This is a genomic window from Candidatus Neomarinimicrobiota bacterium (assembly GCA_012964825.1).
Classification (GTDB): Bacteria; Fidelibacterota; Marinisomatia; order Marinisomatales; family S15-B10; genus UBA2125.
In genome coordinates this window covers 1-16,165 of the sequence record DTTI01000007.1, presented here as the reverse complement: position 1 = coordinate 16,165, position 16,165 = coordinate 1, and the positions used below count along the sequence as shown (strand labels likewise).

Genomic DNA, 16,165 nt, shown 5'->3' with positions numbered 1-16,165 from the left:
ACAGCGTTACCCGGATCTACATAAGTTTTACCGTAAGCACTGATATTTAGCTTCCAACCCTCGGATGCGGTTTCCTGCTCCCTGGCGAGGGTTTGAAATGTTTTTGCCGGGTTCAGGGTTATTGTTTCAGGCCCACTTCCTCTATTGTACACAACATAGCCGCCCCAGGGCAGTAGACTGTTATTTACATTCTTCCATCCTTCGCCTACCAGACCGTATGTAATAGGTCCGAAATAGTCGGCTTGATCCAAAGAGAGTGATATCTCAAAAGGGTAGGGGTTTCCAATCATGTTCCAGCCCGGTTGCAGAGTAAAGGTAAAACCTGTCTGGTCAACAGTAGCGCCTGATCCGGGGTCGATAGATATTGAGGGGTCCATCCATTGAATAAGCCAGTATCCTTTACCGGGTTCCAGGCTGGAGGGATATTTCCATTTATTTTCATTCCAAGTCCACAGTTCCCAAGTGGTGACGTCTCTATTGCCAAGCTCATCATTTAACACTTTGCCCGAGTTATCTTCATCAAGAGTCGCTGGGATAGAGAACATTCTCCAGGTCTCCAGAGGAACCCCGCCGGCCAACGCACTTCCGGACATACTAGATGTAAGTTGTCCTGAAGAAAAACTGATATTTACGGAATACGGCCCTGTGGTCATTGAGTTATATCTATTATCCGTGCCTACAATTGAGTAGGAGAGGCCGTTAATGGTAACATCCTCAGCAGGAATGGATGTTTCATATGTGTCGCCGGAAGAGGATATCATGGCAAGCTGTTTTTCAACGCCACTACCGCCTATATGATAAGAGATTTGAACGTCAAGCATACCATTCTCATCAGTAGCTGTACATGAAATAGCAAGATCGGTGCCGATGCCGGGGTTTTCAGGACTGTGTGCCACTTCAGAAATCACCGGTTTTACATTGTCAATTGTAACACCAACCCCCTGAAGAGGTATATTAATGCTTCTTTGGGATGCGTTGCTTGCAATGGTAAGTGTATCTATGTAAGTATCGATGGTGTCCGGAGAAAAGGTAACCGCTACAGTAACTGAGTCTCCGGCTGGCACTGTGGCCTCTTCGGGAACAACAGAAAAGTTTGTCGTATTCAATGTTATTTGAGTGATCTTCAGTGTGTCGTTGCCAGCATTGGAGATAGATAGGGAGATAACAGCCGAAGTATCGATCTGTACAGAGTCAAAATCCAAAGCTGCCAGAGAAAGATCCAGGACAGGTTCGCGATCCAGATTGGTAACCTCAACATCTGGAGGATCGATGCCGGAAAAAATATAATCAAACGATACCACAGGTGCGGTTAGAATAGTGAACGCCTGATCCCCATCTACATCGTCGTCATTATTACCGGTTATAACAGCTTGGAAAGAATCAGACCAATTGTCTACAGGGATCAACACAGAATCGGGTTTAATATTTCCTTCAGAGTTGTCTGAAGAGGAGAGAGGAATAATCACATCTTTCCTGGGTCTGGCGGAGAGAGTGAGGGAAAAAGTGTCCTGTTGACCTGTTTCTGTGGTAACCAGACCTGATGTGGGACTGATTAAAACATAAGCTGAATCGTTGTCCCTGTTGGTCACAAAGAAATCTACGGGATCGAGGCCTTCATAATTGGTGTCTGAAGATTCCGCAGGGCCAACCAGGATGGTGTAACGAATATCATTATCGGCTATATTGTCATCCATGCCGGTGACTGTCACTTTTTTCGGTTTGGACCAGTTATTCTGTTTGAATATGGCCCACCCTGGGGAGACAGTTCCTTCACTGGCGTCGCTACTTACAACCGGTACTATAACGTGGGAAGAGGGTTCTGAAGTGAGCAGAAAAGTAAACTGAGCACTCTTACCATTTTCAGAAGTGGATAGTGTATCAATGGGGTAGAAGATAAAACCTAAGCCGTCTTCATCCACGTTTGTGACAGAAACATCGGCAGGATCCAAACCGCTGTAGAGAGGATCATCAGAGGCGGCTGCGATTGTGATAACTGAGAAACTCTGATCTCCATCATCGTCAAAATCGTCTTTTCCTACCACGGTGACGGTCTGGGGGGTGTCCCAATTCTCGGGAGTGAAAATGAGAAGAGAAGAAAGGAGAGCACCTTCCGTTGAGTCTGAGACAGAGAGACCTATGGTGACATTACTATTGGGTGGTGACAAAAGAACTGCACTGAATTTTGCTTTATCCCCAATCTCACTTGTTGTGAGACCGGTGGTTGGATAAATGTTAATCCCCGGCGGATCCAGATTCATATTGGTTACGGTAACATCAGGCGGATCGAAGCCGCTGTAATCTTGATCTTCAGATGCAACCTGGAAGAAAATGACGGTAAAGATCTCATCACTGTCAGCAATACCGTCGCTTACACCTTCCACCATAACAGACTGGTAATCTGACCAGTTTTCCGGGTTGAAGGTAAGTGATGAGGGAGAGACAGCGCCTTCAGCTGGGTCGGATGATGTGAGACCTACAAAAACATCAGCCGTAGGCTTGGAATCGAGGCGTACGCTGATAACTGCATCATTACCTCTTTCACTGACAATAATACCGTCCGTGGGGAAAATCTCCACAGCAACGCGATCATCATCATAGTTGGTAGCTGAGATATCTGCAGGGTCCAGGCCGTTATAGGAACCGTCGTCAGAAACGGCCGCGGAAAGGACAAGTGTATAGGAAACATCACCGTCTTGCTCATCGTCATTTTCTCCTTTGAGAACAATACTTTGAACAGTCTCCCAGTTGGATGAAGTAAAGATCACTTCGGAAACTGAGACTGATCCCTCGGTAGTGTCACTTACAGAAACAGGAATTCTAACATTGGACGTAGGTAGAGATGTGAGATTGATCTTTAATGTGTCAGAAGCACCAAACTCAGTGGTGATAAGAGCTTCAGTGGGAGTAATTGTAAATCCTTGACCTGATAGGGTACCTGCGATGATGAAGATTGAAAAGATCCCGTTACGGAAAAGGAGAGACCATTTATTTTCGGAGTTTTTCATGGTATTTCCGGAAAGTCAGGTGGGTATGTGTGAGTCACATCATTGGAGGATACCATAAGAAAAATTGCACCGCCGATCAACAGGCCTGCGGCCACGGCAACGGTTAGCATAAACCGCTGGTCAGTGATATAGGGAGCCATCTTTTGAGAAAAAGTCTCTTGGGAGACGGTAATCTCATCCTCCGAAAATCTTTTCTCCGGCAGTTCTGAACCGAAAAGTGTCCAGGTATTTACCTTAATTGCTGTAATAAACTCTTTAAAGTTTCCCCGGATTTTTGTTTCAGTAGAATTTTCGGTGAGCATAATAACAACGTCAGTGCCTGCCACAATCTCAACATTCACCAGAGACATGTCCAAGGTTCCGGAGACTTTTAAAAGACTCTTTTCATTTCCCGAAAATTTTACTTTATCCAATTCGATCAGTATCAGCCTTGTAATGGACAGTTTTTTGGCGACTTCTTCAACACAATCAGATTCCGGGCAGGTTAATCCGTCCGGATCGAATTCCTTCATAGTGTCTTCAATATCTTCAGAACGGAGAACTTGTCGCGTGCCCGTGGAATCAGAGTCAATTATTTCCATGTGTGTGGACGCGATAATCTCAGTGGCAATATCGATCTTAAGCACATTGTCAGATGGACCTGCCATTCCTGTAATGAAAACTGCATATTCGTCCGCTGTTGACATCTGGCCTTTTAAGGACAGAGGGACTATTATGCTAAGAAGTACGAGTGTGAATTGCTTTTTCAATGGGTGAGAGGGGGCGGCATTATCTTTAATGGATTGACTTACCGCTAATTTATAGCTTCTTTACACATGCGACAATCTTCGCATTTGTTTCTGTCTGTAACTGATGAAAAAACTAAAACGATCCCTTACTATTCTCAAGTGTTAGATATTCAGTGATAGAATAGGGCAACTGAAACGAATTAATAATAAAATGGATTCTTTATTGCTAATGTTGGGAACATTAAGAGTGAAGATTATAGCGTGACTGTATTATTCCTCCCTTTACAACATTGTAACTAATTATTTCGGTTTGTCCTATTTTGCTTGGTTTTACAGGGGACGCCAAATATATTCGCTAACGAAGAGAGCTCGAATTTTCAGCTGTCTTTTTAGTAGCTAACCGAGGTGAGTTAGAAATGTTTCATTGTGCCCGAGCAGTAAGATACTGTCAGTAGGGATCGTTTCCCCTGTGGAATGCTGTGTCTTTTATGTGTGAAATTCCTCAATTTCCATTTGAGTTCTTCTCTCAGAATATGTTGCCTCCCTATCATTTAGACAGATAGCGATTACCATTGACAGAGAAATAGCAAAACTTAGAACATGGTAAAGACGGCAAATATTATTACTCTTCTCTGTAATAAAGGTGGTGTGGGCCGCTCGACAACAGCCGTAAATATTGGTTGGAGTCTGGCCGATGCGGGCAGGCAAGTCCTCATCTGTGATCTTGATTCCCAGGCCAATGCTTCCTACAACCTTTCAAAAGATTACACCATTGTAGAATCGGGTAAAAATATCAGCCAAATGATGGCTAACGGAACCGGTTCATTCTCCGATTATATCTCAGACACCCGGCACTCACGGTTGAAACTTTTGGGATCTACCTTGTTCACCGATAAAACAGAAGCTGACTTGCGCCGTAATCAAACTATGAACATCCACAGGATATTTGAACGCAAACTGGACAGGTCAACCCGTGAAGGCTTCGATTACATTATTTTTGACACACCGCCATCCAAATCATCCATACTGATGTTGAACGCATTGATTGTTAGTGACTGGTTCTGGTATATCATAGGGGCGGAGGACCAGTGGGCCCTGGACGCCCGGGTGATTATGGACAAGATTGTGGCCGATGTGAAAAAACTGAACACAAAATTGAATCCACTTCCCGTATTGCTTACCAGGTACAAGAAGAATAATACACAATCAAGGCATATGAAGCAGATATGCCAGGACACGTTTGAGAAAGGTGTGTTTCCAGGGTGTGTAAGAGATACCACCTTTATTACAAAATCAAACAGTGCAAGGCAATCCATATTTGAATATGATAGAAGACACAACTGTGCAAAAGATTATGCTGCTGTTTCCAGGGACCTGATAAAAACTGTGGAGAACAGAACAAACAGTGAGATTGGACCGGAGAAAAAAGTACCTCATAGTGATGAACCACCCATTCATGATATGGGGTATTGAGTAAGAACATCCTTTCTAATGGGTATCAATGGTCACCTAGGGGTTAAACCCTAACAGGATTTTGAGCCAGAAAACGCAAAAAACTAAAACCAAAAAGGCCGACCCTGATAAAAATATGGGCAATTCTTCAAAGAAGGGTAAGGATAGTTGGACCAGTGCCTATGACGATTTTTTAGAGGTTCTTGACCGAAACACCATTCAGGTAAAGAACCTTTCAGAGACTATAAGTGAACTTGATGCTCTGAAAAACCTGACTCAAAATGCCTCCACCTTGGTACTGAAGGCTGTGACGATTTTTCTTCAAGGAAGCGTTGGGAAAAAGAAATTTCTTTCTCCGGACCAGATTAACAGTCAAATACGGAAGATCACTGACGCTGAATCCCTCTTGCTGGAAACACGGAGGGAAGTGGAAACAGTTGATGAAGGATTAAAAGTTGATGGTCTGCGTGCAATACGGAAGAGATTTTCGCGAGTGGTGCACCGTGCGGAGTCGCTTTCTTTGGACATAAAAAATGACCGCACACTGCTGTCTGAACTCGAAGAAGCCATTACTCTGGCCATGAAAAAAACCAGAGCGGAGGTACAACTTAGTGCAGCACGGAAGGAAGCCTCCTCGTCAGCCCATGAGATAGAAGCACTCACGACGGCCCGAAAGAAACTGTTGTCAGCCATTGAAAAAGCTAAATCAGTGGGTATAGAAGTCTCTTCTGATCTGTCTTTGGCGGAGGAAATTCAGAACGAATTGGAGAAAGCCCATGAAAAAAAGAACGCCCAATCCAAACTACAGAAGGTAATCTCAAAGGTACAATCGGTACCCTCTGTTGAGGGTCCGGATGCACTGTCCAGGTTGCACCATGAGCTTGCTTCAGCTATTGAGAGTGCCAGTGCCGCGGGAATTGAGACAGGCGACGCCAGAAAAATAGTAAATGATCTGCAGAAATCCGTGTCAGCTGCCAAGAAGAGAGTCAAAGCTAAAGTTGAGGCTCAACAGGTTCTTGAAAGTGCGCTGGTTGAAGCAAAGTCAGTATCTGATGATAGTGATATTGCTGTGCTCCGGTCTGTAAAGAAAAAACTGGGAAAAGCCATTGAAGAGGCACGAATCTGGGATATTGACGTAAAGATTGAAGAGTCACAGGCAGGGGAGACGGCAAAATCCGTTGAAGTTGCTGAAAGGAAGGGTCAAGCCAATAAACAACTGCAGGCTGCCCACCACAAGGTAAAATCTATCGCAGGTGCAGATGATTGTGATCTTCTCGTGGAAATTCATGAAGAATTGCAATCAGTTATCCGCAATGCATCCATTGCGGGTATTGATGTGACTGATGACAGAGTCATTGCAAGGGGGTTGAAAGTACGGATCGGTGTGATTCAGAATCATGATGAAGCACTTACTCAATTGAATAAAGCCCGAAAAAAGTCAGAAGACGTGGCGTTGGACGGTTCCTCACAGGCACTCCGGAAGGTTGTACAACAACTTTCCGTTGCCATAGATCGGGCGCAAGCCGCTGGCATGGATGAGTCCGAAGGCTATTTTGGTGGCACTTTTCTAAAACCTGACCGTGACAGGCTGGAAGAGATCACCAATGCCATTAATAAGGCGAAGAAAAAGGAATATGCCCAGCGCCTTCTTTCGACAGCGAGGAAAAAGGCGACCACGCTGCCTACCGATCCCAGTGCAGATTCTGTCCGGGAGGCCCGTGATCAACTTCTAAAATCAATTGATAACGCTAAAAAGGTGGGTCTTCAAGTGTCTCAGGGCATGCTTGGGAGCAGGCTGTTAGACGCTGATCAACGGTTGCTGGATGACCTGGATGAGGCTGAAGATTTTGCAGAAAAAAGTGTGGCCGTAAGAACTCAATTGTCATTCCTGTCTGTGGAGATTCAATCTTTAGGTGAAAATGCTGAGATAGAAACGCTCCAAGAGCTTGGGGATAAATTCACGGAAGCTGTAAACAAGGGCACCTCTCTGGGCCTTAAGCTGGCTGATGAAAACAAACTGTTGAACGATCTTAACGGTGCCATTGACTTTAGTGAGAAAAGGTCAGACGCAGTCAGTGAACTAACTGAATCTCAGGAACAGGTCCGGTCTTTAGCTGAAGATGAGAATTTGGAATCACTGCGGACCGTTAGGGATAGGCTTGAAAAAGCAGTGTATAATGCCCGGACTTTGCGGGTGGAGACAACCGAAGCTGAGACACAGTTATCCGCTCTTAATTCTAAAGTAAATAGTGCTGCTGATAAGATAGCGGCTGAAGCTGAATTGAGGCAGGCCCAAAAAAGGGCCAATTCCCTATCCAAGGATTCGAATAGGAAGGCACTTGTCGAAGCACGTGACAGGCTTGTTGCCGCCGTAAAGCGGGGGAAGAAAGCGGGAATTAATATTACCGGAGTTTATTTCGGGAAAAGTGTTATCAGCGTAGCGGAAGACAGGATTGGTGACCTGGCCGAATCCATTTCACTGGTTGAGGAAAAGTCCGCAGCCCGGAATCAGCTCCTGGATGCGAGGAAAGAGGCCAAGTCATTTGATAGGAAAAGAGCTGATGAAACTTCGCTTCAAAATGTAAGGGACAACATGGCCAGTGCCGTAGAAAGGGCAGAAAAGGCAGACGTATCAACTGAGGGTGATAAAAAATTATTGGTTGAACTGGAAAAAGGGCTTTCGAACCTGGTTCGGGAAAAGAGTGATGCATTGAAAGAATTAGAGACTATTTCCAGTGATGCCCGATCGGCATCCGTGGGTGATGGACTGGAGAAACTGGGGAAAATAAGAGAAAACCTTATCTCAGCAATATCACTGGCACAGGCTCTGGGACTGAGTGGAATCGATAACCAGAAGATACTGGGAGAGTTGTCAGAAAAAATAGAAATAGCCAGGGAAAAGAGTGAAGCTGAGGCAGTGCTTATTAAGGTCCGTCGCAAGATAAAGGACAACTTACCAGAACCACATACCAAAACACTCCTGAGTCTTCAGAAGAGTTTGATCTCTGCTATTGCGAGGGGCGAACTGGCAGGCTTAGATATAAGCGGTGACAAGGACCTTTCATCAAATCTTGGAGCGGCCATTGCCGTTGCCCAGGAAAGGGACGAAGTAGAGTCCTATCTAAATGCTGTTCGTGGTGAAGCCAATGCAGCCGCCACAGAAAATGGATCAGTTGCTGTGGAGGCTGTCCATGTGAAGCTGCAGGCAGCCATGGTCCGGGGAGATTCCTTTGGGGTGAACCTTACGGGCGACTCAGAACGGCTGGAACATCTTGCTACCATTCTTGAAAAGGCTAAGGATAGGGAAGGTGCCATAACGCAGCTTCAAGAATCAACGCTGGAGGTTGAAGCCGCTAGCGGTGATGCTGCTTCGCTGGAAAATATCCGTGACAGGCTCATTTTTTCCATGGAACGCTGCACCACAGCCGGTGTGGATGTTTCTTCAGAACAACTGTTGGTTGACAAGCTTAATCAAAACATAAATGCTATCCGTGAAAAGGTTAACGCAGAGATAGAACTAGATGAAGCACGTATGGCGGCGGACACAGTTTCAGGAGATTTGAACGCCGAAACACTCAGCTCTAACCAAGATAGACTGTCAGCGGCTATAGAGCGTGCTCAACTGTCGGCAATAGATGTTTCAACTGAACAGGATAAACTTCACGAACTGGAGAATGCCATCGTAGCTGCGGTGGAAAAGGTAGAGGCAGAGTCACAGCTTGCCAATGCAAGGGAGAGAGTGAGGGAAATATCTTCGGATGAGGACCCTGCTTCCCTCCGGTCATTGTATGATTCTTTGGATAAAGCTGCGGAACGGGCTGAAGCATCGGGGACGGATGTGACGGGTGACCGCCAAATGCTAGAGGACCTCCAGGAAAGAATTGAATGTGCTGAAGAACTGTATAAAGCACGGTCGGAGGCTGAGGGCGTTTCTACAGGCACCAACGTAAAATCCATTGAGGAGGCTCTCCATACTTTGAAGGCAGCCGTTGAGCGTGCACACTCGTCCGGCATACAGACAGACAAAGACCAGGTTTTGTCAAATGAGATGAAAAAGACCCTGGAAAAACTTGAGGAAGAAAAAGCAGATGCCCAGGAGGTATTGTCTGCTGCACGGTCGCAAGCCGAAGCTCTATCCGGCGACTCAGACCCGGAGACAGTTGAGAATGCGCGAGACACCTTGCTTGAGGCAGTTCACCGGGCTGATGCATCAGGTATTGACGTAGTTGAAGATCAGGTGAAAGTTGATCAACTTGACAAGGCCGCCGAGCGTGCTAGGGAAAGAATAGAGGCTCTTGAACAGCTTTCTAAAGCTCGGGAGGATGCCAAGACAATTTCTGTGGATGATGATCCTGATGCATTGACTGTTGTCCTTGAATTTTTGGTTGCTGCAGTGGGACGTGCTGCATCCTGTGATATTGATGTTGGAGAAGATGAAAAACGGATTGAAGACCTTGAAGAGGCCATCACTTTTGCCCGTCAGAAAAAGGAGGCCGAGGCTGAACTTGCTGCGTCGCGAGATGAAGCAGAATCGGTGTCGGTTGATGATGGACCTGACAGACTACAGGAAATTCGGGACAACCTTACATCAGCCATGGAACGTGCGAAACTGGCAGGAGTGGATGATGAAGAGAATGATGAGAGCACGATCAATAATCTTACGGAGATGGTTCAGGCGGCTGAAGAAAATGAGCGTAAACAGGATGAAGCGCTGTCGCACCTTAATGAGATTCAATCAGAGATTGAGTCCCTTCCTGAAGATTCGGATATTGTCGCTCTCCGAAACATCAGGGACCAGTTTTTGCAGGCAATTATGCATGCAGAATCGCTAGATCTGGATGTTGCGTCTTACCAGGAGGATGTACACCGTATCGATAAAGCTGTGGACAAGGCGGAGGAAGAAGCAAAAGCATATGAAATTCTGGACGAATCGTCGCCTCACACCAACCTGGCTGAAAGCTATGATGTATTTAACACAGGGGAACCTGTTCCTCCAGGTGAAGAAACTGGCGAGGAGGAATTGGCAGAAGAGGGTGATGAGAGAGAGCACTATGAAGGCCAGATGGAGACCTATATCATTGATGATGTTAATGTTTTGAGGGAATTTTCCAACCCGACCCGTAAATCCATCGTTCAGTGCCTTTATAGTAACCCCATTTCTGCCGAGGAGATCGCCATAGAGATAAATTTCTCCCGGGAAAAGATCTATTATCACCTGAAGAAATTGCTTCAAGTAAACCTGATTTTTGTAGCGGATACAAAAGTGATCCATGGGATCAGTAAGAAAAAATACCTTAACATTGCCCGGTCATTTCAAATCTCTCCTTCTCTGTATGAATCCCAACTTTTTGTTGAAACAGGATTCCCCATTGCTGAAAATCCCGCGACCATGGAAGGAGAGTTAAAAGAGACAGTTTCAGAAACTTCTGAGGAAGAAGAGTTTATTTATGAAACTCCTGTTGAAGAGTCATCAGCTGAAGATGTTGAGGAAGTAGAAGAAGAAGCTGTAGCTGTAGAAGAAGAAGCTGTAGCTGTAGAAGAAGAAGCTGTAGCTGTAGTTGAAGAAGCTGTAAATGTAGAAGCAGCTCCAATTATACAAGCCACACAGGTCAACACTATTGTGGAAAAGGTTGAAATGTCCACTGAGGCAGATACGGTAGTTAATATTGTTGAGGAACAGAACATTGATGCAACTGTTACGACCAGCGCTACTGGAAGTGAATCAGTTGCTGGAGATGAAGAAAATTCCCTTCTATCAAGTTTATTGAAGGTCCGGTCCTCTCCATCAGGTATTTCTGCTGAAAAGCAAATTGGAGAAGCATCTGAAAACGTATCTGGACCTGAACCATCTGAAGGGGAAATAGCACTCACAAAGTCAGTTAATGTTGACGATAAGGAATTTCTCGTGCCTGAGTGTGATCTCACCCCTGAAGGGATAGATGTTGCTGTGAGGAATGCACGTAAGGCCGATGGATCTACGATGAGCATTGAAGAAAAAACACTACTCAGGGATCATCTTCTCTCTTCAAAGCAGGATGATGAATTTGAGGACTTGGGGGATGAACTGGAAATCTCCGATGAGCAGTATAATGTTGCGGCTGAAAATAATCCTGATCACCCTCTGGTCGCTTTTTTCAAGAGCCGTGTCCTCAACATTTATCGTCACTTAAACGGCTATTCACAGGCAGTTACGTTTGTTAAAAGCAGCAACAAGGTCACTTTTCTAATGGCGGAAGTAAAGAAAGACGGATTTCTTATCAGGAAGGCCCGAGAGTATAAACTCCCGTTTGAAACGGAAGATATTCAGATTGAGGAATTCACAGAACTTATTCATTACGTCTATGAACAAGAGTTAAAGAAAAAGAAGTGGAAAAGATATTACCTGGGATTTTATTCCTCTGACTATCCTATCGAGATAGATTTTTTAAAAGTGCCGCAGATGAGCAAAAATGAAAGATCAGTATTCATCGGGAATCAAATAGCAGACAGATTCTCAATTCAGAAACAAAACGTGTTAATTGATTGGTTGAGTTACGGTGGGAAATCCAAAGAGGTCCTGGAGAGTACTACCTGCTGCATTTTTACGGACAAGGACGCCATAACTCATGACTATCACTTCTTGATGGAAAGGGGTATACAACCAAGGTATCTCACTTCCATCACAAAACTTCAGTACAATATTTTCCTGAATCAGTACAAGACCAGTTCCTCGGGAAATGCTATTCTCATCTATTTCGGTCACAAAAAGAGCAGAATAACTCTTGTGAACGATTGGGAGATAGTTCAGTGCCGGGAAATGCTTATTGGGCTTGGAAATTTTGTGCAGGCTTACAGAGATGCATCCTCATCCATTCCAAAGGCTCAAGAGATGAGTTACAGCGACATCTGTAATGTGTTATTTCAAAGCGGTCTTCCTGCCTCAAAAGATAATCTTGAAGAAGTGCCAGATGATGATATTGAAGAGACTGCTTCTTCTGGCACTTATGATAAGATCCTAAATTCAGTCACCTCTCAGTTATTGTCAGAGATCTATGCTACTCTGAGGAACTTTAATCTCAAAGGACTTAGAATGTCCAGCAAGATTTACGCCAGTGGTCCCGGTACAGCCATCCCCAATATTGTCGAAATTATATCAGCTTCAGTAAGTAAAGATGTAAAAATGCTGGAGTTGCCACTGGAGACAATGATCCATAAAGATTTCGAAGGTGAGATGGCGCCAGAGAATAATCAGTACTTTATGATGAACCTCGCTTTGATCCTGGATCCCTCGGAAAAACTCAGCTTAATGCCGGAAGAGCATAAGGAAAACTTCAAATGGTTTCTTCCTAACCGGCTTATTCAGATAGCTGTGGGAATAGTATTAATATTTTCCACTCTGTTTACGGTCTCAGGCAATTCTTCAATGAAGGAGCTCCAGACTAAGATACCGCCAAAGCAAGCTGAGTTGAATGCAGCCATTGATGGCCAGTCTGAATACTTTACATACTTAAAAGAATTGCAAGCAATAAAGGGCTTTTCAGCCATTCGTGAATATGACCGCACTGAAGGTAGAAAAATTATTTATCTCCTTCAATATCTTACCAACGCTACTTCAAACAGAATTTCCATGAGTAGTATCACCTCAGATGCTATCAATAGCCCCGGGGTCAATAATGAGGGTAACCTCCTCACCTTATCCGGAGATATATCCCCGCCCAGTGGAGATACAAATATTATATTAAATAATTTTCTCTATCTGTTGCGCAACGCTGAACATGTTACCAATGTAGAGCTTATAAAATCACTGGTTAATAATGATGGCGCCTTAAACTTTTCTGTCAAGGTCACTTTATGAGCAGTTTACCTGGAAAAACGAAATTTATATTGGGGTCTTCGGTTTTGGGTTTGTTGGTTGTGGTCACCATTATTCTGAATGTGACGATAGCTACTAAGACAGGCAGATTCCAACAGGAGTACCAACAGCTGGAAAGTACTCTAAAACAGGTTCTTTCCCGGACAGGTGACATTAGTGATGTGAAGACACAGCATGAACAACGGTTTACCCAGCTTGTGGAGAACTCAGATCAATATGATTCAGAGTTAGCTTACCTTAAAGATCTTCAAACTCTTAAGAACAGTGCTACCAGGTATGATGTAGTGCTGACGGAACTGGTACCAAAACTGGAAGATACCATGCCTGCTTTAAAGCAATATATTTCCATCACTGAAAACTATCTTGAACGATATGAGATAGAGTTAAAGTTCAGAGGTAAATTGCGTAATGTGGGCAGATTCATCCAATATCTTGATACGGATAATAGGAGGATTTATATTAAGGAGATATCATTAAATCCCGTTAACATGTCTAATGTTGAAGCGAATATTAGAGCTTATTCCTATGGATTGAAAACACTGTGAAAAAAAGCGAAAGAAATCTTCTCATTGTCCTTGGCGTCTTATTGATCCCAGTGGCATTTCTGTATATTGATTTTGGTGGCAATAATGGCACACAGGCCGAAGAGAAAAAATCCCCCAGTAATCCCATGGAAGAAGCAGCACTTATTATGGCCATGATCCCTGGCGGTGGGAAATCTCCGCAAGTTGTAACCCTCTCCAGATGGGGCAGGGACATCTTTAATCTTGTGGAGAATACAGCAACATCTCAAGTAGTTAATATCGAAGTACAATTTTTTCTGTCAGGAATTATGACTTCCGGATTTGTTAGGAGTGCAATTATCAATGATGAAGTAGTTACTGAAGGACAGATCATTGACCGTTATATTGTGGAGTCTATTCTTGAGGACATGGTAATATTGAGTCGGAACCAAAAGAAACTTGTTCTATCTTTAAGTGAGTAATATGACACTATCGAAAATTAAGCGGCTAACCCTCCTTCTTTTCATTGCGGGTGGATTTGTTACCGGTCAAACTCTTGAAGATATATCCATCGTTGATTCGGAGACTTCCTACTTCTTAACCCTCACCTTTGATGAGGTTCCGAAATACCGTACATCAGAAGTGTACGAACCTCCCTCATTTACTATCACATTTACAGGTGCGAATTGGGAAAAGGGAGATTTTGCCCGTAGAGTAATGACCGACCCTCTCTATCAGTACAGTATCAGGATTGTTACTACATCTTTCGGTAGGGAAGATCTTGAACTCCGGCTTGATTTTTTCTCTAATACGGAAATAAAAATCAATAAGTCAGGGGATAGAAAAATCATTGTGTCGTGGGAAAAGTTCAAGGACAAGCTGGAAGTGCAACCCGATACGTCATTTCTAGAAATCAAAGAGATGACTGCGTTGGATGCTCTACAACAAACAGTAACACTGAGGTTCCGCGATGCCACAATAGAGGACGTTGTGAGGCTTCTTTTTGTCAGTTACGGACTAAATATGATTATACATCCGGATCTCATTAGTGGTGGTGATAATGTTGGAAGCATAACTCTGTTATTAAAGGATGTTACCATAGAAGTTGCTTTAAGTCTTATCTTAAAGATGCATGGTTATGATTGGTACCTGGATAATGAGATTATTATTGTAAAACCGTTGGACATAACGCTTCGGGGCGAACTGGTTACCAACGTATACGATCTAAAGTTTGCCGATGGAAATATGATAGCTTCAGCATTGGGTAACGGCGTACTTAGCGATAAAGGCACTAGTGTTGCATTTACCACCGGTATAGCAGGCTCTTTCAACGATAAACTTATGGTGACTGATATTGAGGCAAATTTGCCAGCTGTTGAAAAGTTAATCAATTCACTGGATCAAAAAACCCAGCAGATACATATTTCCGTAAAATTCATTGAGACTACCCTTTCGGCAGATGAACATCTCGGTATTAACTGGGGCCTGAGGGCGGACCTTGTAGGTCCCACGGTCCCAGATACCTCAGGATTGTTTGTCAATATCGGGCACTGGAATGAACTTAGCATGGCTCAGCTGACTTTACCTGTATTTACCAGTATTCTTCAGCTGCTTACGACTGATAATGAGACAAGGCTTCTTCAGGAACCTCAGGTCACCACATTCAATAATTCCCCTGCTACAATCAATGTGGGAACCAGCATACCCGTTCTTGTACCTCAAACTGAAGGAGGTGTCTTTGGTGTGAACCCCTACACTTTTGAATCCGTAAATGTGGACATCAGTCTTAAGGTAACACCCAGAATCAATTCTGACGGGCTTATCTCCCTGGCCATCAATGCCCAGATCCAGGCCATTATCGGCTATGTGGGTCCCGATGCTGACAGGCCTATAGTTTCCACACGTTCCACCCAGACAAATGTAAGGGTAGCTGACGGAAGGACGCTGTTGATCGGCGGGCTCATTTTAAATGATGAGAGCCAAGCGGTGGATAAAGTCCCATTTTTAGGGAATATTCCCATTATTGGAAAACTGTTCACAAATACTGTTACAAAAACTTCCCAGAGAGAGTTGCTTATTTTCATTACACCATCTATTGTCTCCTAAGCCGTGAAAAATTAATGGACAATAAAATACTCATTATAGATACAGACGATGTTTTCATAGGACAGTGCCGAAATCACCTTGAAGGTCTCGGTATCGAGGTCCTGGTGAGCAGTGACGGGACTGAGGGTCTTCGGATGGCCCAGAAGAATAAACCTGGTGTGGTTATCATGGATATTGCGCTACCGTACCTGAATGGTTTTCACGTATGCAAACTTTTAAAAAGTGATAGCCGATATAAGGATATACATGTTGTTTTTATCTCCTCGAGGGAAGATCCTGATGATATCCTAAACTCAAGGAGAGTGGGGGGAAGCCTGTTTCTGAGAAAGCCCATAGATGCAAATCATCTCACTGATGAACTGATCCAGCTTCTTAATAAAAATAAACCGGTGAAAGATGATACCGCTGAAGCTGTGGAGGCTCGGTAAATGAATCAGACGCTTGGACAGGTACTGGTTTCTGAAAATTATCTCTCTCCAGATCAGATCAATGAGGTTTTGAAATACAAGGATGAGAACA

8 protein-coding genes are annotated in these 16,165 nt (G+C 44.1%); 6 read left to right on the top strand and 2 right to left on the bottom strand.

Going from position 1 to position 16,165, the window contains the following annotated elements:
- A partial coding sequence (locus EYO21_00645) for a DUF1573 domain-containing protein (GenBank protein HIB02324.1) occupies positions 1–3,005 on the bottom strand: 3,005 nt, incomplete at its 3' end.
- Positions 3,002–3,691, bottom strand: coding sequence for a hypothetical protein (locus tag EYO21_00640; GenBank protein ID HIB02323.1), 690 nt, complete (start codon positions 3,689–3,691; stop codon positions 3,002–3,004). The genes EYO21_00640 and EYO21_00645, both read right to left, overlap by 4 nt.
- A 642-nt stretch (positions 3,692–4,333) precedes the next feature.
- On the opposite strand from EYO21_00640, the gene EYO21_00635 reads away from it, so the two are divergent.
- The 6 genes from EYO21_00635 (at position 4,334) to EYO21_00610 (ending at position 16,074) form a co-directional block, all read left to right on the top strand.
- The gene (locus EYO21_00635; protein HIB02322.1) at positions 4,334–5,206 is read left to right on the top strand and encodes a ParA family protein; all 873 of its coding nucleotides are present in this window, start codon (positions 4,334–4,336) and stop codon (positions 5,204–5,206) included.
- A 115-nt stretch (positions 5,207–5,321) separates the two neighbouring features.
- Complete coding sequence (locus EYO21_00630; protein HIB02321.1) at positions 5,322–13,019, top strand: hypothetical protein; 7,698 nt, start codon at positions 5,322–5,324, stop codon at positions 13,017–13,019.
- A gap of 44 nt (positions 13,020–13,063) precedes the next feature.
- On the top strand, positions 13,064–13,582 hold the full coding sequence (locus EYO21_00625; protein HIB02320.1) for a hypothetical protein: 519 nt from the start codon (positions 13,064–13,066) through the stop codon (positions 13,580–13,582).
- Entirely contained in the window at positions 13,579–14,022 is a 444-nt protein-coding gene (locus EYO21_00620; GenBank protein ID HIB02319.1) for a hypothetical protein, read from the top strand. Before EYO21_00625 ends, EYO21_00620 begins: the two co-directional genes overlap by 4 nt.
- A gap of 1 nt (position 14,023) precedes the next feature.
- Positions 14,024–15,646 carry a hypothetical protein gene (locus tag EYO21_00615; protein HIB02318.1) on the top strand — a complete coding sequence of 541 codons (1,623 nt, stop codon included), beginning with the start codon at positions 14,024–14,026 and terminating at the stop codon, positions 15,644–15,646.
- Positions 15,647–15,660: 14 nt separating this feature from the next.
- Positions 15,661–16,074 (top strand): response regulator, encoded by a 414-nt coding sequence (locus EYO21_00610; protein HIB02317.1) that lies wholly within the window; start codon positions 15,661–15,663, stop codon positions 16,072–16,074.
- Positions 16,075–16,165 lie beyond the last annotated feature (91 nt).